This window comes from Halomonas sp. MCCC 1A11062, assembly GCF_021404355.1.
GTDB classification, from domain to species: Bacteria; Pseudomonadota; Gammaproteobacteria; order Pseudomonadales; family Halomonadaceae; genus Halomonas; species Halomonas aerodenitrificans.
This window is the reverse complement of sequence record NZ_JABFTW010000021.1, coordinates 21,108-40,105: the sequence shown is the minus strand read 5'-3', so window position 1 is coordinate 40,105 and position 18,998 is coordinate 21,108. Positions and strand designations below refer to the sequence as shown.

Below are 18,998 nucleotides of genomic sequence, written 5' to 3'. Positions count from 1 at the left end.
CTCTCCTCGCTCACTCGTCGTGCAGGGCCACGGCGGCTTCCACCAGCCCGGCCAGGTTGAAACGCTCCGGCAGCTTGCCGGCCACCGCCAGCTCCACCCGTTCGGCGATGGCATCCAGATCGACCAGCTCCATCACCTCGCCGGCGAAGGCCAGGGTCAGCAGGCCGCGGGCGGTCTGCTCGTCGATGCCGCGGGTGCGCAGCGCGTAGACCGCCTCTTCGTCGAGCTGCCCGGTGGTGGTGCCGTGGGAGCACTTGACGTCGTCGGCGTAGATCTCCAGTTCCGGCTTGGCGTCGATCTCGGCGCGGTCGGAGAGCAGCAGATTGGCGTTGCTCTGGAAGCCCTCGATCTTCTGGCTGTCACGCTTGACCACTACCTTGCCGTTGAACACGCCACGGGCGCGGTCGTCGAGGATGCCCTTGTAGTTCTCGTTGGAGAAGGTACGCGGGGCGTTGTGGTTGGCCAGGGTGTGGTTGTCGATGTGCTGACGCCCTTGACCGTAGAACAGCCCGTAGAAATTGGCCTCGGCCCCCTCGCCGTTGAGCTCACCGATCAGGTCGTTGCGCACCAGCCCGCCGCCCAGGTTCAGGTTGAACGAGGTGTAGCGGCTGTCGCGGTTCTGCTCGACGTGAATGCTGGCCACGTGCAGGTCGGCCAGCGGCGCCTCCTGCAGCTTGTAGTGGGTCAGGATCGCACCGCGGTCGAGCATCAGTTCGGCCACCAGGTTGGTGAAATTGGCCGCCTCGCTCTCACCGACGTGATGCTCGATCAGCGTAGCCTGGCTGCGCGCACCGGCCTCGACCAGGATGCGCGGATGGCTCATCACCGGCGCGGCATTGGCCCGGGACAGGAACTGCAGCAAGATTGGCTTCTCCACCACGCTGCCTGGCGCCAGGCGCACCACGGCGCCCTCCTCCATGAAGGCGGTGTTGAGCGCCGAGAACGGCGAAAAATCGACGCCGGTGAGGCGTCCCAGAGGGCCACCCACCGCCTCGTGATTCTCGGCCAGCGCCTGTGAAAGAGGCAGAACCGCCACCCCGCCGGGCAGCTCGCTCAGATCGGAGAGCGCCGCCGAGAACACGCCGTCGACGAAGGTCAGCCGGTATGCCTCGATGGGCAGCGTGATCGCCGCGGCCGAGGCCTGCGAGAACTCGGCGCTGTCGGTCAGGGCGAAATCGCCCCGGGCGATGGCGCGTACGTCGGTGTACTTCCACGCTTCGTCGCGACGAGTGGGGAAGCCGAGAGCCTCGAAGCGAGCCGCCCCGGCCTGACGCCGGGCGGCGATCCAGGTCGGCTCCGCCCCCTGTGCGGCACGGCGCGCGGCGCTGCGCTCTTCGAGGCGCGTCAGAAAGGTCGTCACTTCGCTGTTTACCTCACTCATGCAGCGGACTCCTCCACGACCCAGTCGTAACCGCGGGATTCCAGCTCCTTGGCCAGCTCGGCATCGCCGCTCTTGGCAATGCGACCGTCGACCAGCACGTGCACGCGGTCGGGAACGATGTAGTCGAGCAGACGCTGATAATGGGTCACCAGCAGAATGGCGCGCTTCTCGTCACGCAGGGAGTTGACGCCGTCGGCCACCACGCGCATGGCGTCGATGTCGAGACCGGAGTCTATCTCGTCGAGCATGGCCAGCTTGGGCTGCAGCACCAGCATCTGCAGGATCTCGTTGCGCTTCTTCTCGCCGCCGGAGAAGCCCTCGTTGACGGCGCGCTGCAGGAAGCTGGCGTCCATCTTCATCTGCGCCAGCTTCTCCTTGACCAGCTTCATGAACTCCGGCGCCGGCACCTCGCCCTCGCCGCGCGCCTCGCGCTGGGCGTTGAGAGCCGCCTTGAGCAGGTAGATGTTCTTCACCCCGGGAATCTCCACCGGGTACTGGAAGCCCAGCAGCAGGCCCGCCTGGGCGCGCTCCTCCACCTCCATCTCCAGCACGTCCTGACCCTCGAAGGTGATCGAGCCCTGGGTCACCTCATAGCCATCCTTGCCCGCGATCACCGCCGAGAGGGTCGACTTGCCGGCCCCGTTGGGGCCCATGATGGCATGCACTTCCCCGGCGTTGATGGTCAGGGTGAGGCCCTTGAGGATGTCCTTGCCTTCCACCTTGACGTGCAGATCCTTAACTTCGAGCATCTTGAATACCTTTTCGATTCTGGCGAGCCGCCAACGCGACCCGGAAAATAAATTCATCCAACCCAGCGAAACGAGCGAGCGGCGTCTGGACAAGGCGAGCGCGGAAGAGAGAAGCGGAGTTTACGACTGTAAATGAGCATTCTCGAATCCGCGCTCAACGCCGTACAGACGTCGCGTAGCCGTTTCCTTGGCCAAAGCGCTTTAACCCACGGCGCCTTCGAGGGTGACGTTCAGGAGCGCCTCGGCCTCCACGGCGAACTCCATCGGCAGCTCCTGGAACACGTCCTTGCAGAAGCCGTTGACGATCATGCTCACCGCGTCTTCCTCGGAGATGCCGCGACTCTGGCAGTAGAACAGCTGGTCCTCGCCGATCTTCGAGGTGGTCGCCTCGTGCTCGATAGTGGCCGTGCTGTTGCCGATCTCCTGATACGGGAAGGTATGCGCGCCGCACTTGTCGCCGATCAGCAGCGAGTCGCACTGAGTGAAGTTGCGCGCCCCCTTGGCCCGCGGGCCGATCTTGACCAGGCCGCGGTAGGACTGGTTGCTGCGGCCAGCGGAGATGCCCTTGGAGACGATGTAGGAGCGCGTGCCCTCGCCGATGTGGATCATCTTGGTGCCGGTATCGGCCTGCTGACGGCCATTGGTCACCGCCACGGAGTAGAACTCACCGATGCTGTCGCGGCCGCGCAGTACGCAGGAGGGGTACTTCCAGGTGATGGCGGAACCGGTCTCGACCTGGGTCCAGCTGATGCGCGAGCGATCGCCGCGACAGTCGCCGCGCTTGGTAACGAAGTTGTAGATGCCGCCCTTGCCATCCTCGTCGCCGGGGTACCAGTTCTGCACCGTGGAGTACTTGATGTAGGCGTCGTCCAGCGCCACCAGCTCGACCACCGCGGCGTGAAGCTGATTCTCGTCGCGCATCGGCGCGGTACAGCCCTCCAGATACGAGACCTGGGCGCCCTCCTCGCAGATGATCAGGGTGCGCTCGAACTGGCCGGTGTTGGCGGCGTTGATGCGGAAGTAGGTGGAGAGCTCCATCGGGCAGGTCACGCCCTTGGGCACGAAGACGAAGGAGCCGTCGGTGAACACCGCCGAATTGAGCGCGGCGAAGTAGTTGTCGGCCACCGGCACCACCGTGCCCAGGTACTGCTTGATCAGCTCCGGGTAGTCGCGGATCGCCTCGGAGATCGAACAGAAGATCACTCCCGCCTCGTGCAGCTTCTCCTTGAAGGTGGTGGTCACCGACACGGAGTCGAACACCGCGTCTACCGCCACCCCGGCCAGAGCGGCGCGTTCGTGCAGCGGAATGCCCAGCTTCTCGTAGGTCTCGAGCAGCTTGGGGTCGACCTCATCGAGGCTCTGGGGACGGTCCTCAGGACGCTTGGGCGCGCTGTAGTAGGAGATCGCCTGATAGTCGATGGGCGGATAGTCCAGATGCGCCCAGGACGGCTCCTTCATCTTGAGCCACTGATGGTAGGCCTTGAGGCGCCACTCGAGCATCCACTCGGGCTCGCCCTTCTTGTTGGAAATGAAGGCGATGACGCTCTCATCGAGCCCCGGCGGTACCGTCTCGCTCTCGATGTCCGTCACGAATCCCTCTTTGTATTCGCGGCGGACTAGCTGTTCCATTTCCTGACTTGCCATGGTCTCTCCCCTCCCGGGCGGTTGGGCCGGCGAGCGTACTCGCCTCGGGTAATGAATTCTGTTCGCTGGCTCAGGCCATATCGGCGGCCAGGCTCACGCTCTGTATGGGTAGCTGTACGGGCAGCTTGATCGGTGCGCTGTCGGCCAGATGGGCCAGGGTCACGCTGTCGAGCAGGGTACGCACGGCCAGCGACACGCGCTGCCAGTTGTCCGACACGCCGCAGGTGGCGAGCAGGTCGCAATCGCCTTCGGCGTGACTGCATTCGGTCATCGCCACCGGCCCTTCGATGGCGGTGATGATGTCGATGGCGGTGATACGCGATGCCGGGCGCGCCAGGGAGTAGCCGCCCTGGGCACCACGGCGCGACTCCAGCAGCCCCGCCTTGACCAGCATCTTCAAGGTCTTGCTGACCGTGGGATGCGGCAACTGCACGGTCTCGGCCAACTCCGTTGCCGCATGGGGCTGCTCGGGATGCCGGGCGATCTGCGCCAGGATCACCGCAGCGTAATCGGTCAGCCGGGAAAGCTTCAGCATGCCTGACTCCTGGGTATCACGATGCGAAGTCGTGCCATCGCTCCATTTGGGACCATTTTAGTCCTGTATGGATTCGATGTGAAGTCCCGCTGGCGAAAAGGGCACTGCAAGCAGCGAGATACCGGCATGTTCGGCGCCGATAGCATCAATAAACGCAATCATTCCTATTCGCAACGCAGTGCAATTCTGCCAATCTTATGGAATGGCGAGTCCAGTTTGGCGTTTGTCGGGGGACAGCGAGGCTGGCTCACTCTTCGCTTGGTGCGCCGCGGCAGCTCAGAGCGGAAACCTGGTTGTGTGATGGTCGTTCGCGCTCACGGTGCCAGGCCAACACCTCCTCGGCGGAAAGGGCCTTGGAATAGAGAAAGCCCTGGGCCTGGTTACAGCCCATCTCCCTGAGTAAACGATGCTGCTCTTGGGTCTCGACACCCTCCGCGGTCACCTCGAGATCGAGAGCGTGCCCCACATCGATCAGGCAGGCCATCAGTTTGCGCGCCCGTCGATCATGCTCCAGACCTTCGACGAAGGCACGATCGATCTTGAGTCCCGTGAGCGGCAGATGGCGCAGGTACTCGAAGGAGGAAAAACCGGTACCGAAGTCGTCGATGCTGACCCGAATCCCGCAGCTGCGAATACGCTCCAGGGCCCGCTTGGCGGCAAAGAGATCATGCACCAGCGCGCTCTCGGTGATCTCCACTTCCAGCCGGGACGGCTCCATACCCGACTGTCTGACATGCTCGCCCAGCTCTTCCAGCAGCGCATCGTCCAGCAGGTTGCGCACCGAGAAGTTGATGCTGACCCGCTTGTCCTGAGTCATCGCAAATCGACAGGCTTCGGCTGCCACGAAACGTGTGACCGGTGCAATTAGCGTGGTGTTTTCGACCTTTGGCATGAATAGCCCCGGGGGGATCAGGTTGCCCTGCTCGTCTCGCCACCGAATAAGCCCTTCGTAGCCCGTCACCTTGCCATCGACAAGACGCAGCTTCGGCTGATAGTGCAGCTCGAACTCCCCTCTGGCCAGGCTGCGGCGTACCCGCGCAATCAACTTGATGTTCTGTACGCCTCGGCGAGCGAAAGCGGACTGAAAGTGGCAATGGGAGCGCTGTTTCTCCGTTGCGGCCAGCATGGCGATACGCGCCTCACGCACGAGGCCGCCAGGCGTATCGTCGCAAGACTTGTGCAAGGCACTGCCCAGCACCAGTTGAGCCCGCAGCGGCACACCGAGGGCCAACAGGTTGTCCTCACCCAACTCAACGACGCGGGCGGCGATGCGGTTGAGCTCATCGAGCCCGACCGGCCAGAGCAATAGGGCCAACTCAGCACCGCTCACCCGGTAGCACCCCAGCAGGTTGGGTCCCAGCCGGACCAGACGGCGGTTGATGGCGAGAACCAGGTCGTCGCATGCATCCGCCCCCAAGGCCTCCATGATCTCGCTGACGTCCTCGATGCGTATCAGAATGACTCCCGTGCTGCGACCATCCAGCCGCTGAGGCGCCTTGAGCAAGCGGGATAGCTCTGCCTCCAGGGCGATTTCGTTGGGCAGGCCGGCCCGCGGGTCGGTTCGTGACGCCCGCTCAGCCTTGAGATGACTCTGCCTCAGCCGCTCGAACAGGCATCCGGCAAAGGCACCGATGGCCAGGTACAGACACAGGCGGATCACCCAGTTGAGGGCGGCCTGAGTCTCTCCCGAGGCCACTGACAGCGGTATCGCCGCCATCAGCAAGCCGGCCATCAACGCGACGAGCAGCGAACCGCGCCAGGTGTACCAGGCACCTGCCAGCAATACCGGTATCAGCATCAGGTAGGGGTAGGCATAGCGTGTCCCGCCGGTGACATAGACGATCAAGGTACCCAGGGCCAGCAGTGCCACCAGAACCATGATCCGGCTGGTCTCGCGTGCAGCAGGTGGGCAGGACCGCCACCGATTCTCCACGGCGCGCCAGGCGCGCAGAGCGCGACTCAAGGCTGTCATGACATCCTCCTGGCTGATTGCTGAACCACGATTCACCCAATTGAAACTACCGGCTACGGCTCATGAAGTGTATGCAGGATGAATGGCTGACACCTTGGGCGTTCTCAACGCTTCGCTTGTTCTTTCCCTTTCTCCTTCTCGCCTAAGCATCTTTCTCATGACGAAAAATTCCGGCTGCGTCTCGAATACGCCTGGAAACTGGCGAGCACGGGCCGCATTCGCCAGACTTGCAATGATGGTTAGCGGTATCGGCCAAGGAACCACTGAACGCCACATTGACGAGGCAACCCATGCGTAACCTCAAACTCGACCGCATCGACCGCATGCTGCTCGAAGCTCTGCAGCAGGACGCCCGTCTGACCACAGCCGAACTGGCAGAGCTGGTGAACCTCTCTCCTTCTCCGTGCGCTCGCCGAATCCGCAGGCTCGAGCAGGCAGGACTGATCACGCGTTATCGCGCCGAACTGGACAAAACCCTTCTCGACCTGATGGTAACCAGCTTCGTCCAGGTGCGCCTCGACCAGCACCAGAGGGAACAGGTCGAACACTTCGAGCACGCCGTTCGCGACATGCCGGAAGTGATCCAATGCCATAGCGTTTCCGGCCACTTCGATTACCTGCTGCAGGTCATCACCACCGATATCGATGCCTTCGAGCGCTGGTTAAGGCACTTTCGTCAGTTGACGGCGGTGAGTGCCGTGGACAGCAGCTTCTCGATCCGTACGATCAAGGAGAACGGAGCCCTGCCCATCCAGTGAGGCTTGCCTCGGCAAGACGGTTCAGGCGCTAAACGATGAGATGGAGAAGACATGACAAAGGCCCCGATCACAGTGTTCGGCGGGACCGGCTTTCTGGGCACTCGGATCGTTCGCGAATTGTTCGAAGCAGGGCACTCCGTGCGTATCGCGGCCCGTCACCCGACGCTGCCTGACTGGGCCGAGCCCGGCGATCCGCTGGAGCCAATGGTGACCGATGTCCGTAGCGAAGCCGATGTCGGGCGGGCGCTCGAAGGCGCCAGCGGCGTGGTCAATGCCGTGAGCCTCTATGTGGAGAGCGCCGGGCTGAGCTTCGACGACATCCATATCGAGGGTGCCGGCCGAATGGCGCGCCTGGCCCGGGTGGCTGGTGTGAAGACCTTTATCCAGCTCTCCGGCATCGGCGCAAGTCCGTCGGCGCGTTCTCGCTATGTCGGGGCACGAGGACGCGGGGAGGCGAAGGTGATCGAAGAATACCCCAAGGCGGTGATCGTGCGCCCCAGCGTGATGTTCGGCGCCGGCGACGCCTTCATCACGCGCCTGGCGGGCTTGACGCGGCTACCGGTAATACCGCTGTTCGGGCAAGGCCAGACCCGCCTGCAGCCGGTGCACGTAGTGGACGTCGCCCGAGCCATCGCCAGGCTGCTGGGGGCCAATCCTCCCGAGCGCCGCCTGTTCGAGCTGGGCGGCCCGGACGTGCTGCCCTATCGCGACGCGGTGAACCTGCTGCAGGCACAGCTGGAGCGCGAACGCCCGCTGCTGGCCATTCCCTTCCCGCTATGGCACCTGGCCGCCCTGCTGGCAGCGCCGCTGCCCGGCTCCCCGCTGACCCGCGATCAGGTCTTCATGATGAGCGAAGACAATACGGTCGGCGAAGACGTTGGCACCTTCGCCGACCTGGGTATCGTGCCGCGCTCGCTGCGCGACAGCCTGCCCGCCTGCCTGACGACTCAAGCCTCGGATTCGTCCTCGTCGGAGTAGAAGTCGAGGTCTTCGAGGCGACCGAGAGCCGCGGTGGCAATGTTGGCCAGATGGGCCGCCACGCGCTTGTAGTGGCGCGCCAGCAGCGAGTAGGCCACGGCCTCGTGGAACTCCACCCGGTCCTCGTCGCGGAACAGCTCCTCGATCAATCGGTCGCAGTGCGGGCGTACCTCGCGAGCCAGCGCCAGTGCCTTGCGTGCGCTGGCCTCGTCGGATTTCTGCGCCGACTTGATGACCATGCCGAACATCTCCGCCACCTGGGCGGCGATGCGGTCCAGCGGCTCCTGGTACTTGGTTACGTGGAAGCCTTCGCGGTAGAAATGTCCGACCTCGAAAACGTTCTTGCAGTAGTCGCCGATCCGCTCGGCGTCCTTGGCCACGCTCATCAAGGCCAGGCAGATCGCCACGTCGTGGCCCGGGTTGACCGTCAGGTGGCGCAGCACCTTGCGTCGAATGGAGCGTTCGAGTTCATTGATGCTGCGGTCGCGCTCGTAGAGCGGCTGGCGCACTTCATCGGCTGCCACCGTGCTGTGCAGCACCTCGTTGGCTCGGTCGAACATCCAGGCGCCGTCGCGCAGCATCTGGGTGAGATCCTCAAAGGCGAGATTGATGGTGTTTTCTGAGGTCAAGGCGCTGAATAGCTGACGAAACATCGAGGAAACTCCTGAAATACCGCGCTCAGCGCAGGCTCGTGAACAGTTCGACGGCACCGATTCCCAGCAGGGGGATCACCAGGAACACGCCAATCAGAAAAATGAAGGCATAGCGGGTCTGGCGAGCCGCCAGCTTGCCGTACCAAGTGGCCACCTTGAGCGGAATATAGCGCAGCGGCCACCAGATGGCGGTACCGGTCAGATTGAAGATGACATGGAAAAGCGCCACGGTCATGGCCGCCGCCACCGGGTTGGCAGTGGCCGCCAGCACGCTGGTCACTGTCGTGCCCAGGTTGGCCCCCATCATGAACGGCAGTACCCGACGCAGCCGCACCACGCCGGCACCGGCGAGGGGCACCATCAGGCTGCTGGTGATGGTGCTCGATTGCACCAGTACGGTGGAGACCAGGCCAACGCCATAAGCGCGCAGGTCGCTGCGGAAGAAGTAGGTGCGAAAAAGGCCGTCCATGTGCCGCAGCAGCGCGCCGCGCAGGTTCTGCACCATGAAGATCAGGGCAATGAACATCAGCAGCAGCCCCAGCCCGGCAACCAACAGCCCCTGAGCGGCCGACGTGGGTGTCAGCCAGCCGCCGATCAGGTTGAAGAGATCCACGACCGGCTGAGTAATGACTTTGATCGGGCTATTGGGCCGTGCCACCTCGTCGAGGCCGATCAGGTCGGCCAGCCAGCCCGCCAGCCGGGAGAAGATGCCACGCCCCGCCTCGTGAAACAGGCCACTGACGAACTCCAGCGGAAACACCACCAGCACGGTGAGGATATTGAAGAAGTCGTGCATCAGCGCCGCAGTGAAGGAGCGCCGGAAGTTGCGCTTGATGCGCATGTTGGCCAGCGCCACGATCACCCCGGTTACCGCGGTGCCGATGTTGGCACCCATGATGGCAAAGACCGCGGTGCCGAGGGTCATCTCGCCGCTCGCCACCAGCGTCACGATCAGTGCCGAAGTGAACGAGGAGCTCTGCACGATCATGGTGACCAGCACCCCGGCCAGCAGAGCGATGAAGGGGTTCTCTCCGTAGGCAAAGAGCTGGGTCAGGAAATCGCTGGCGCGGCCGAAGGTGCCGAGACCCGCCCCCAGTACGTTCAGAGCCGCCAGAAAGAGATAGAGGCATAGGCCGGCATAGATGCCGCGCATCCAGGCCGGTACTTCACGCACCGGTTCACGAGCCAGTGCTGCGCGTTGCGTTCCGCTGGAAGAAGGAGGTGGTTTCGACATGAAAGGGCCACTTACTCTCTGCAGGAAATGTGACGGATGCATGACACCCAGATGACTGCTGGCGAACGGTAACCATCCTGTGTGACAGTTTCATGACAGCGATGCACCTACTCGCCGATGTCCTCGTTCCACAGTTCGGGAGCCGATTCGACAAAGTGCGTCATCAGCTCGATGCACTCCTCGAGCTGAAGCACCTCGACAGCCACGCCACGGGAGCGCAGCAGTTCCTCTTCGCCGAGGAAGGTCTGGTTCTCGCCGATCACCACGTGTGGAATGCCATACAGCAGGATCGCGCCGCTGCACATGGGGCAGGGAGAAAGCGTCGTGTAGAGCGTGCAGTTGCGGTAAACAGAGGCCGACAGCCTGCCGGCATTTTCCAACGCATCCATCTCGCCATGTAGCACCGTACTGCCCGCCTGCACCCGGCGGTTGTGCCCACGTCCGATGATTTCGCCCTGGTGCACCAGCACCGAGCCGATGGGAATGCCACCTTCGGCAAGCCCCTTGCGGGCCTCATCGATAGCCGCTTGCATGTAATGGTCCATCTGAAACACTCTCCTTTGGCAAGGCGTGCCCGGCGTTGCGGTGACCTTAGCAGATGCCGTGAAAGACTGCCCGTCAACGCACCTCGGCGCAGGCGGTCTCAATCACCGATGGCATCCTGCGCTCACGCTGCGTCATCATTGCCAGCGCCAGCCATGCCGCTCCCACCACTCCTGGGCAATCTCACGGTTCTCGACATTGGCGCTCTCGCTGAGCGTTTCGCTCAGGCGAACGTAGTCCCCGCCGGTTTGCGCCAGAAGTTGCGGATCCTGAGTCGCCAGCTGCAGCGCGTAGAGCACCAGCATGAGTTCATACTGGTTGCGGGTGTCGATCAGCGCATACAGCATCGGCACCGCGGGCTCGCCGATCTGCCCCAACTGCTCCGCGGCGATGTACCACACCCGCGGGTGCTCCTCACCGCCATACACATCAATGAAACGCCTGTCGGCCAGACGGCTGATGTAGTAGTGGATTTCATCGTCTTGCGAAGCAAAGTGCGGGGGAACCCAAAAGCGGTCTTCCCGCGTGGTGCCGCTCATCGCCACCGGCGGCGGCGTGGTGACCTGCTCGGCCGGTTCGGGGGCTGGGCTCTCCTGCGGAGCGGGCGACCGAGAAGGGCCGGCACACCCATTCAAGAACAGCAGCAGGATCAGCGCGCCCGTCAGTCTGGAACTTGGCATAGCGTATTCTCTCACTGGGTCTGGATTGCTCACTGGGTATGATGGATTGCTCACTGACTATGAGCTGCTGCGTTTTACGCTGTTGTGCGGCCGATGACCAGCCCTCACGCGTCAAACGTCCATGGGCCGGCAAGGGCCGCGCTCAGCGTGCATCGAGCACTTCCCCGAGGGCCGCCGCCAGCACCGGCGCCAGGAACACGGCATTGCTCTGGTGGGGGATGCTGTCGGTACTCCAGACCTCTTCCACCCCGGCCTGACGAATCACGCTCAGCGCATCGCCGGCAAACAGAGCGTGCGTCACGGCCACGTCCACGCCGGCAGCACCGGCGGCCAGCACTCGTCTCGCCGCCTGGGCCAGGGTACGCCCCGAGCTGGCAATGTCGTCCAGCAGTACGACGCAGCGACCGGCAAGGGCCAGCTCGGGTAGCGCGATCTCGACGTCACGGTCGCCATGGCGCTGCTTGGTGCACACGCCATACGCCAGCCCCGTTGCACGTGCGGCACTTTCCACCCACTGCGCCGACTCTGCGTCGGGCCCCAGCAGCAGCGCATCGCGGCGTCGTTCGACGATGGCCTCGGCCAGCGCTGGCGCCGCAGAGAGCGCAACGGCCTGGCGCAGCGGCACCGCCTGCTCGAGGCGCTCGATACGGTGCAGGTGCGGGTCGACGGTGATCAGCGCGTCGAACAGCTCGGCAAGAAAGCCGCCGACCAACCGCTGACTGACCAGTTCGCCCGGGCGGAAGGCGATGTCCTGGCGCATGTAGGCCAGATAGGGAGCTACCAGCACCAGGCGCCTGACGCCTCGCTCACGCGCGTGGCGAGCCAGCAGCATCAGCTCGACCAGCTTCTCGTTGGGTCGGTCCAGGCTGCGATAGACGACCAGACATTCAGGCAGCTCGATATCCGGCAGGCGCAAACACAGCTCCTCATCGGGAAAGCGGTGGCGTTCCATGCGCAGCGCTTCGATGCCGACCGCCGCTGCCAAGCGCTGGGCGGGGGGAGATTCTTCGTCGAAATAGAGCAGACTCACTTGCATCAGAACTCCACGTTCAGGCGTTGTATCTCGTCAGGTTGGCCGATATCGAAGCCACTGTCCTGCTCACTGCACTGAAGAGCGAAGCCATGTTCGCTGCGATAGGCCGCATGGACCCGATAGAGCGGCTGGTCCTTTTCTACACGATCGCCGATACGGGCCAGCAGATCGACCCCCGCGCCCCTGGCCTTGGGCGCGCCGGCCAGACGCGCGATCCTGGCCAGACGAAGATTGTCGATGCCAATGACGACACCTGCCCGGGGCGCGAGTACTTCGAAGCGGTGCGGCGCCAGCTCTAGATGGTCGAGATCGAAGGGTTTCTCGCCTTGAGCCCGAATGATCGCCTGCATCTTCTCCAGAGCACGGCCGGAATCGAGAATGTCGCGGGCGATACCGAAGCCGTCTCCGCCGCGGATGTCGGGATCGAACTCCAGCATTCTCCCCGCCAGACGCAGCGATTTCTGACGCAGGTCCATGGGCGCGTCGGGATGGTTGGTGAGTACTCGCATCACGTCGCGGGCTTCCAGCACCGGGCCGATGCCGTGCCCGATCGGCTGGCTGCCGTCGGTGATCACCACGTCGAGTACCAGCCCCATGCGCCCCGCCACGAACTCGAACAGCTTACGCAATCGACGCGCCTCGGGCATGCTGCGCACCTTGGCATGCGGCCCTACCGGGATGTCGAGCAGCAGGTGGGTGGAGCCCGCCGCGATCTTCTTGGACAGAATTGAGGCCACCATCTGCCCCGGCGAATCGATGGAGAGCGGACGCTCCACCGCGATCAGCACGTCGTCGGCCGGCGACAGCTCGCTGGTGCCGCCCCAGGCCACGCAGCCGCGGTGAGTACGCACTAACTCACCCAGCTCGTCGAACGGGACTTCGACCTTGGCCAGGACCTCCATGGTATCGGCGGTGCCGGATGGCGAAGTGATCGCCCGCGACGAGGTTTTGGGACACAGCAACCCATGAGCGGCCACGATGGGCACCACCAGCATGGAGGTGCGGTTACCGGGTATCCCGCCGATGCAGTGCTTGTCCACCACCGGATGCTCGTGCCAGTCGAGCCGTCGCCCCACCCTGCCCATGGCGTCGCTGAGATAGAAGACTTCCTCGCGATCCAGCTCGCCCAGTTCGCAGGCCACCACGAAGGCCGTCAGTTCGATCTTCGAATAACGCAGCTCGGCAATGTCCTGCACGATCTCGCGGAAATCCTGTCGCGTCAGGCGCTCGCCGGCGATCTTGCGCCGCAGGGCCGGGATCGATGCGGGTGGCTCTGCCTGCGAGACGCTGACCGGATGTCCCTCCGCCACCCCGAGCAGGGCGAAGGCATCCTCGGAAAGGCCGAGCTGGGTATGGCCTACGATGGCCACGTCATCCACCACGTTCAGCGTGGCCAGTATCCGCTTGCCATTGGCACGAACCTCCACCTTGGAAAGCGCCTGAAACCCCTCGGCGCGGTACAGGTCGCACTCGCGGTGCAGGTAGGCGACGTTTTCGCGATAGGTGTCGATCGCCACGCGACACAGCGCCAGGGGCAATCCCGTTTCTCCGCCAGTCTCGTCACTGGCCGCGCTACTGGGTTGAGTGTCGTTCATGTGGCGCCTGTCTTCGGCTGGTCGATGTTTTCAGTCTGCCTCATTTGCTTCAGCCTGTGCAGCGCCACGACGGGCGCTCATGATCCAGGGCAAGCCCCGCCGACGCAGCCTGGAGATCACCCAATCGCTGCTTTGCCGCTATGCTCCGAGTAACACCCGCAATTCGTTACACCTGCAAGGGAAAGGAGACAGCATGAAGTTCGCCATCATGGGTAGCGGCGGTGTCGGCGGCTATTTCGGTGCACGCCTGGCCGAAGCCGGCGAGGACGTCACTTTCATTGCCCGCGGTCGACATCTGGCCGCCATGCAGCACGACGGACTTCACGTGAGCAGCATCAAGGGCGATATCGTGGTGAAGCCGGTCAAGGCCACCGACGATCCTGCCACGCTGGGAGAGGTGGATTGCGTAATCGTGGCCGTCAAGGCGTGGCAGGTACGCGAGGCAGCGGAAGCCATCCGTCCGCTGGTCGGGCCCGACACCCTGGTCCTGCCGCTGGAAAACGGCGTCGAGGCCGCCGACATCCTGACCGAGGTACTCGGCGAGACACCGGTCCTCGAAGGACTGTGCGGCATCCTGGCCTGGCGCGAAGCACCGGGACACATTCGCCATGCCGGCGTAGATCCCTTCGTGCGCTTCGGCGAGCGCGACAATCACACCAGCGAGCGTACGGCTCGTCTCAAGGCAGTATTCGACAAGGCGCATGGCGTCAGTGCGGAGATACCCGACGACATCGTCGTCGCGCAATGGAGCAAGTTTCTCTTCATCTGCGCCATGAGCGGTATCGGCAGCCTGTGCCGGGCTCCCATCGGCATTACACGGCAGTTGCCCGAAACACGCGCCTTGATAGAACGCATGCTCGAAGAGATTCATCAGGTGGCCCAGGGCCACGGCGTTGCCTTCCCCGCCAATGCCGTGGCGCGCGCCATGCAGTTCATCGATGCCATGCCGGCAGACAGCACCTCTTCCATGCAGCGTGACATCCTGGCCGGTGAACCATCCGAGCTGGAGTCTCAGAATGGTGCGGTGGTGCGCCTGGGCCGAGCGGTTGGCGTCGAAACACCGATTCATGCCGCCGTCTATGCGGCCCTCCTGCCACAGGAGCTGGCAGCCCGGGGAGAGCTGTCCTTGTGACGCTCCGTGCAGCCGTGGGCAGCGCATGGCTGCCGGTGCCGAAAACCTCGGGATGGAGTAGGATGAGAATGAGGCTCAAGACCAGAGAGGGGGCATACCATGACCGAAGTTCCACATAACGCCCCAGGCCAGCAATGGAACGCTGCCGCCTACATGCATAATGCCGACTTCGTCTCCGCCCTGGGCGGCGAGGTGGCGAAACTGCTTGCCCCCCGCCCCGGCGAGCGCATCCTCGATGTGGGCTGCGGCGACGGCGCCCTGACCGAGACGTTGGTGAAAGCGGGCGCCACCGTAGTCGGCATCGACTCATCCCCCGACATGGTCGCCGCCGCCAAGGCGCGAGGCCTCGACGCTCGTGTCATGGATGCCCACAACCTGCCCTTCGAACATGAGTTCGATGCGGTATTCAGCAACGCCGCCCTGCACTGGATGCTCAATCACGAGGCCGTCCTGGCCAGCCTCCACCGTGCGCTGAAGCCGAATGGGCGATTCGTCGCCGAGTTTGGCGGCCATGGCAATGTGGCAGCCATCTGCACCGCCATGCTGGCGGCACTACAGGCGCGGGGAATAAGCGGCAGAGCCCGTTTTCCCTGGTTTTTTCCCACCGTGGAAGAGTACGCCGAAATGCTGGAAGCGGTAGGCTTCACGATCGAGAGCATCGAGCTGATTCCACGCCCTACACGCCTGCCAACGGGCATGACCGGCTGGCTCGATACCTTTGCTGCCCCCTTCCTCCACGGCCTGGACGAATACTTGCGCGATGCGATACTCAACGATGCCCTGGCCCTGCTGGCGCCGAACCTGCGCGACAGCCATGGCAACTGGACGGCCGATTACGTTCGCCTGCGCGTCAAGGCGCTATGCTGATGCATTCGCCCCGCAAGCGGGGCGAATGGCATGGCGCATGCGAGCGATATCTGCGGTGTGCCCAGGGCGGGCGCGGCTCAGCCAACCGGTTTCAGCGGATTCCAGTCGCTGCGATTGGCCAGGAACTCGGGGCGCGGACGGTTGCCGCAGAACGGATTCATCAGCCCGTTCTCGACGCTGTTGTAGACGAAGAAAAGATTGCTGCGCGGCCAGCACGACATGTTGATGTTGGAGCCGTGCATGGTATTGCACTCGAACATCACCAGCGTACCCGCCGGGCCCTTGGGCGCCTCGATATCACCCTTGAGCATCAGTTCACGCAGGCTGGCATTGTCGGGCACCCCGACATCCTGGCTCTTCAGCGACTCCTTGTAGTTATCCGTTGGCGTGCGTCCTACGCAGGGCACGAAATAGCGGTGAGAGCCCGGAATCAGCATCAATGGCCCATTGAACTCACCGTTGTCGGTAAGGATGATCGAACAGCTCAGCGAACGCATGCGAGGCATGCCATCCTCGCTGTGCCACGTCTCGAAGTCGGAGTGCCAATCGAAGCCCTTGCCCTTGAAGCCGGGCTTGTAGTTGATTCGCGACTGGTGAATGTATATGCCCCTGCCGAGCAGCTGCTCGACCATCGCCAGCAGTCGCGGATCCCGCGTCAGGCGGCTGAAGCGCTCCGAGATTTCATGAATGCCGAAGATCGAGCGGATCTCCTCCCGGCCCGGCTCCAGAATGGTGCCCTCTGAGAGCTTGAGGTCCTCGTCCTGCTCGTATTCGCGCAGTTCCTGTATGAAGGCTTCCATCTCTTCGCGGTCGAAAAAACCCTCGAACGACAGGAACCCCTTCTCCTCGTACTCGCGAACCTGCGCCTCGCTCAGCGGCCCATTGCTACGCTCCGCCTCATCGGTGAATACCACCGGGTCGATACGCTCGAACATTCCCAGCTTGCGTTCCAATCGAGTCGGAAACAGGTCCTGGACATCTTTTTTCATCGCATGCTCCTCCTTGATCCAAGCGAAACGCCAGTCATCCGGACTGGTAATGATCCAACCTAGACCTGGAAACGTTTGCATGCAAAGCGAGTTTGTATCCGCCTATTGCGCAAAGAAAATTAACCGTAAGCGCGGATCGAGCAGAACATTTCACTGCGAGCCTTCCACTGACTGTCGTCAGGAGCGGGATGTGCGCAGGGTGGAAAGATCATCCTTGTCGTTCAACTGAATGATTTCCCGGCATAGGCGTCTTCGCTGCCACCACGATGCCAGCCGCTTGGTGTCCCAGGTCGCCGGCACCAGACCGCAACCCGGCTGACGGTCGATGAACTCGAAGCATCGCTCGGCACCGATCGGCAGATCTTCGGAGCCATAGATGCAGATGATGCGCACGGTGAGCGAGTGAAACACCACCCCCTGCTGGGGTTGGTGGCCTTCCATCTCGAACCCACCGTCGTGCGCCAGGCGCCGGGTAAGGGCATCGAAACTGTCGATATGGACGAAGCCACCTGGTTCCAGCGGACCTTGGTGAGAACCGTCACGCACGATGGGAGAGTTCTCTGACGAAGAATTCGAGGCGTCTTGGTCGCGATTCTCGTCGCCATCCTGATAGCTCTCGGTTCGATCGGTCACATCGACGCGCACCACGCCATGGGACGTTTCCAGTTCCGCCACGACGTGCTGGATGAAGACAGGCTCGGCGCTCATGTTGCTGATGATGCACAGCGCATCGATGTCCTTCTTCCTGCCCCTATTGATCAACAGGCGAGGCCGGCGTTGACGGCGAAAGCTGAAGTAGAGCAACTGGGCATAGACGACCCAGACGATCAGCGTGCCGATGTCGGTCAGCACGGAGACACCGTCTCCGTGCTCGAAAAGCCAGTCGAACATCGCAATCCTCCCTGACTGCCATGAACGTCGCGTGGATCAGCCGCGCTGGTAGGTGCCGATCAAACGATTCATACCGAGCAGGTGCGGCTCGAGCTGCTTGAGCAGCTCACCGAGCCCCAGCCCCTCGGGCAGGTCGGTGGGCTTGTCCAGCGCCAGCACCCAGAAGTAGTAGTGGTGCACGCCGTGCCCTTCCGGCGGCATGGGGCCGGCGTAACCGACCTTGCCGAAATCGTTCTTGCCACGGGTGCCGTCGCTGCTGCCTTCGCCAAGCGACGTGGTCGAACCCGGCAGGTTGTAGAGCAGCCAGTGCACGAAGCCGTAGCTGCCGTGCTGGACGAGGGGCGCATCGGGATCATGGCAGACGATCGCGTATCCCTTGGTACCCTCGGGAGCATCGCGCCAGCTCAGTGCTGGCGAAACATCGTCGCCCTCGCCGGTATGCTTGGTAGGGATGGCCCCGTGGGCCTCGAAGGCGGAACTTTCCAGTTGCATGTTCGAAAGAGCAAAGGCCATGTGCGTGTTTCCTCCTGCCTGACGAATACGGAAGGTGCCGAAACAGCGTCGGAAAAAGCCGTTAGACTGTCAAACATGAAACGTCTGCTGATCGTGGCCCACGCGCCCTCGCCCAATACCCGTCGCCTGCGGGACGCCGCCAAGCACGGCGCATCGCACTCGGATATCGATAGCGTCGAAGTGACCGTCAAGGCCCCGCTCGAGGCCGGCCCGGACGACGTGCTGAGCTGCGATGCCATTCTGCTCGGCACCACCGAGAACCTCGGCTACATGAGCGGCGCGCTGAAGGACTTCTTCGACCGCAGCTACTACCCCGTGCTCGAGCAGAAACAGGGGCTGCCCTGCGCGCTCTACGTTCGCGCTGGCCATGACGGCACCGGTACCCGACGCGCGGTGGAAAGCATCGTTACCGGGCTGCGCTGGCGCTGGGTGCAGGAGCCGCTGATCCTGCGCGGCGAGTGGCAGGACGGCTTCGTCGATCGGGTCGAGGAGCTGGGTCTCTATCTGGCGGCGGGCCTTGAGGCCGGCGTGCTGTAGCCCACCGGCCAAGACTTGGCCTTCACGTGCAAAAACGGGTATGCCCCAAGCCATGCCCGTTTGACGTGGCTAGCGGCGGTTAACGGATGTCAGTTACTGCATGATCCACAGCAGGTACCAGGCTGACCATGCTTGACCTTCTTGGCAGCATCGGTGGCGGAACTTGCTTCAGGGCTGGCATCCACCTCCGCACCTGTCGGTGCGCCAGGCTCGAAGCCCTGAACGACCTGCTTGTCTTGCGCCTTGGCTTTCTTGAACAGATTCTTGAGCCGCTCCACGGGAGTCACCTCGCAGCAATTAAAAGAAGCATACAA

At 63.2% G+C, this 18,998-nt stretch carries 20 protein-coding genes; 5 read left to right on the top strand and 15 right to left on the bottom strand.

Annotated features, from left to right (window positions below):
* Positions 1-10 precede the first annotated feature (10 nt).
* From sufD to HOP58_RS18290, 5 genes are all read right to left on the bottom strand, one after another.
* The gene (sufD, locus tag HOP58_RS18310; protein WP_234261124.1) at positions 11-1,381 is read right to left on the bottom strand and encodes a Fe-S cluster assembly protein SufD; all 1,371 of its coding nucleotides are present in this window, start codon (positions 1,379-1,381) and stop codon (positions 11-13) included.
* Positions 1,378-2,130 (bottom strand): Fe-S cluster assembly ATPase SufC, encoded by a 753-nt coding sequence (sufC, locus tag HOP58_RS18305; protein WP_234261123.1) that lies wholly within the window; start codon positions 2,128-2,130, stop codon positions 1,378-1,380. The genes sufD and sufC overlap by 4 nt, the downstream gene beginning before the upstream one ends.
* A 201-nt stretch (positions 2,131-2,331) precedes the next feature.
* Positions 2,332-3,774, bottom strand: coding sequence for a Fe-S cluster assembly protein SufB (sufB, locus tag HOP58_RS18300; RefSeq protein ID WP_086510747.1), 1,443 nt, complete (start codon positions 3,772-3,774; stop codon positions 2,332-2,334).
* Between the two features lie 70 nt (positions 3,775-3,844).
* Positions 3,845-4,309, bottom strand: coding sequence for an SUF system Fe-S cluster assembly regulator (locus HOP58_RS18295; RefSeq protein ID WP_010627723.1), 465 nt, complete (start codon positions 4,307-4,309; stop codon positions 3,845-3,847).
* Between the two features lie 247 nt (positions 4,310-4,556).
* Complete coding sequence (locus tag HOP58_RS18290) at positions 4,557-6,281, bottom strand: bifunctional diguanylate cyclase/phosphodiesterase (protein WP_234261122.1); 1,725 nt, start codon at positions 6,279-6,281, stop codon at positions 4,557-4,559.
* 290 nt (positions 6,282-6,571) lie between these two features.
* Between HOP58_RS18290 and HOP58_RS18285 the strand changes: the two genes are divergently transcribed.
* A complete protein-coding gene (locus tag HOP58_RS18285; protein ID WP_234254276.1) occupies positions 6,572-7,039 on the top strand; it encodes an Lrp/AsnC family transcriptional regulator in 468 nt (155 codons plus the stop codon).
* Positions 7,040-7,090: 51 nt separating this feature from the next.
* The gene (locus HOP58_RS18280) at positions 7,091-8,017 is read left to right on the top strand and encodes a complex I NDUFA9 subunit family protein (RefSeq protein ID WP_234261121.1); all 927 of its coding nucleotides are present in this window, start codon (positions 7,091-7,093) and stop codon (positions 8,015-8,017) included.
* On the opposite strand, the gene HOP58_RS18275 is transcribed toward HOP58_RS18280, so the two are convergent.
* The 6 genes from HOP58_RS18275 to HOP58_RS18250 all read right to left on the bottom strand — a co-directional run bounded on the left by HOP58_RS18275 (position 7,987) and on the right by HOP58_RS18250 (position 13,755).
* On the bottom strand, positions 7,987-8,670 hold the full coding sequence (locus HOP58_RS18275) for a PhoU domain-containing protein (protein WP_234261120.1): 684 nt from the start codon (positions 8,668-8,670) through the stop codon (positions 7,987-7,989). The genes HOP58_RS18280 and HOP58_RS18275 overlap by 31 nt on opposite strands.
* A gap of 25 nt (positions 8,671-8,695) precedes the next feature.
* Positions 8,696-9,904, bottom strand: coding sequence for a Na/Pi cotransporter family protein (locus HOP58_RS18270; protein ID WP_234261119.1), 1,209 nt, complete (start codon positions 9,902-9,904; stop codon positions 8,696-8,698).
* A 107-nt stretch (positions 9,905-10,011) separates the two neighbouring features.
* Entirely contained in the window at positions 10,012-10,449 is a 438-nt protein-coding gene (locus HOP58_RS18265; protein WP_010627717.1) for a nucleoside deaminase, read from the bottom strand.
* 135 nt (positions 10,450-10,584) lie between these two features.
* Positions 10,585-11,127, bottom strand: a complete 543-nt coding sequence (locus tag HOP58_RS18260) for a hypothetical protein (protein ID WP_010627716.1) — start codon at positions 11,125-11,127, stop codon at positions 10,585-10,587.
* Positions 11,128-11,269: 142 nt separating this feature from the next.
* Positions 11,270-12,163 carry a ribose-phosphate diphosphokinase gene (locus HOP58_RS18255; protein ID WP_234261118.1) on the bottom strand — a complete coding sequence of 298 codons (894 nt, stop codon included), beginning with the start codon at positions 12,161-12,163 and terminating at the stop codon, positions 11,270-11,272.
* Positions 12,163-13,755: a thymidine phosphorylase family protein gene (locus tag HOP58_RS18250; protein ID WP_026038034.1), complete on the bottom strand. Its 1,593-nt coding sequence runs from the start codon at positions 13,753-13,755 to the stop codon at positions 12,163-12,165. The genes HOP58_RS18255 and HOP58_RS18250 overlap by 1 nt, the downstream gene beginning before the upstream one ends.
* A 193-nt stretch (positions 13,756-13,948) precedes the next feature.
* On the opposite strand from HOP58_RS18250, the gene HOP58_RS18245 reads away from it, so the two are divergent.
* Together HOP58_RS18245 and HOP58_RS18240 are read left to right on the top strand one after the other, a co-directional pair.
* Positions 13,949-14,887 carry a 2-dehydropantoate 2-reductase gene (locus tag HOP58_RS18245; protein WP_010627713.1) on the top strand — a complete coding sequence of 313 codons (939 nt, stop codon included), beginning with the start codon at positions 13,949-13,951 and terminating at the stop codon, positions 14,885-14,887.
* Between the two features lie 99 nt (positions 14,888-14,986).
* On the top strand, positions 14,987-15,754 hold the full coding sequence (locus HOP58_RS18240) for a methyltransferase domain-containing protein (RefSeq protein ID WP_026038033.1): 768 nt from the start codon (positions 14,987-14,989) through the stop codon (positions 15,752-15,754).
* 77 nt (positions 15,755-15,831) lie between these two features.
* On the opposite strand, the gene thpD is transcribed toward HOP58_RS18240, so the two are convergent.
* From thpD to HOP58_RS18225, 3 genes are all read right to left on the bottom strand, one after another.
* Positions 15,832-16,743 (bottom strand): ectoine hydroxylase, encoded by a 912-nt coding sequence (thpD, locus tag HOP58_RS18235; RefSeq protein ID WP_010627711.1) that lies wholly within the window; start codon positions 16,741-16,743, stop codon positions 15,832-15,834.
* Between the two features lie 177 nt (positions 16,744-16,920).
* Positions 16,921-17,634 (bottom strand): hypothetical protein, encoded by a 714-nt coding sequence (locus HOP58_RS18230; RefSeq protein ID WP_234261117.1) that lies wholly within the window; start codon positions 17,632-17,634, stop codon positions 16,921-16,923.
* 36 nt (positions 17,635-17,670) lie between these two features.
* Positions 17,671-18,147, bottom strand: coding sequence for a YbhB/YbcL family Raf kinase inhibitor-like protein (locus HOP58_RS18225; protein WP_234261116.1), 477 nt, complete (start codon positions 18,145-18,147; stop codon positions 17,671-17,673).
* Positions 18,148-18,222: 75 nt separating this feature from the next.
* Here HOP58_RS18225 and HOP58_RS18220 point away from each other — a divergent pair, with 75 nt between their 5' ends.
* Positions 18,223-18,684 (top strand): flavodoxin family protein, encoded by a 462-nt coding sequence (locus HOP58_RS18220; protein ID WP_234261115.1) that lies wholly within the window; start codon positions 18,223-18,225, stop codon positions 18,682-18,684.
* Positions 18,685-18,773: 89 nt separating this feature from the next.
* On the opposite strand, the gene HOP58_RS18215 is transcribed toward HOP58_RS18220, so the two are convergent.
* Positions 18,774-18,962 carry a CCGSCS motif protein gene (locus tag HOP58_RS18215; RefSeq protein ID WP_141638564.1) on the bottom strand — a complete coding sequence of 63 codons (189 nt, stop codon included), beginning with the start codon at positions 18,960-18,962 and terminating at the stop codon, positions 18,774-18,776.
* Positions 18,963-18,998 lie beyond the last annotated feature (36 nt).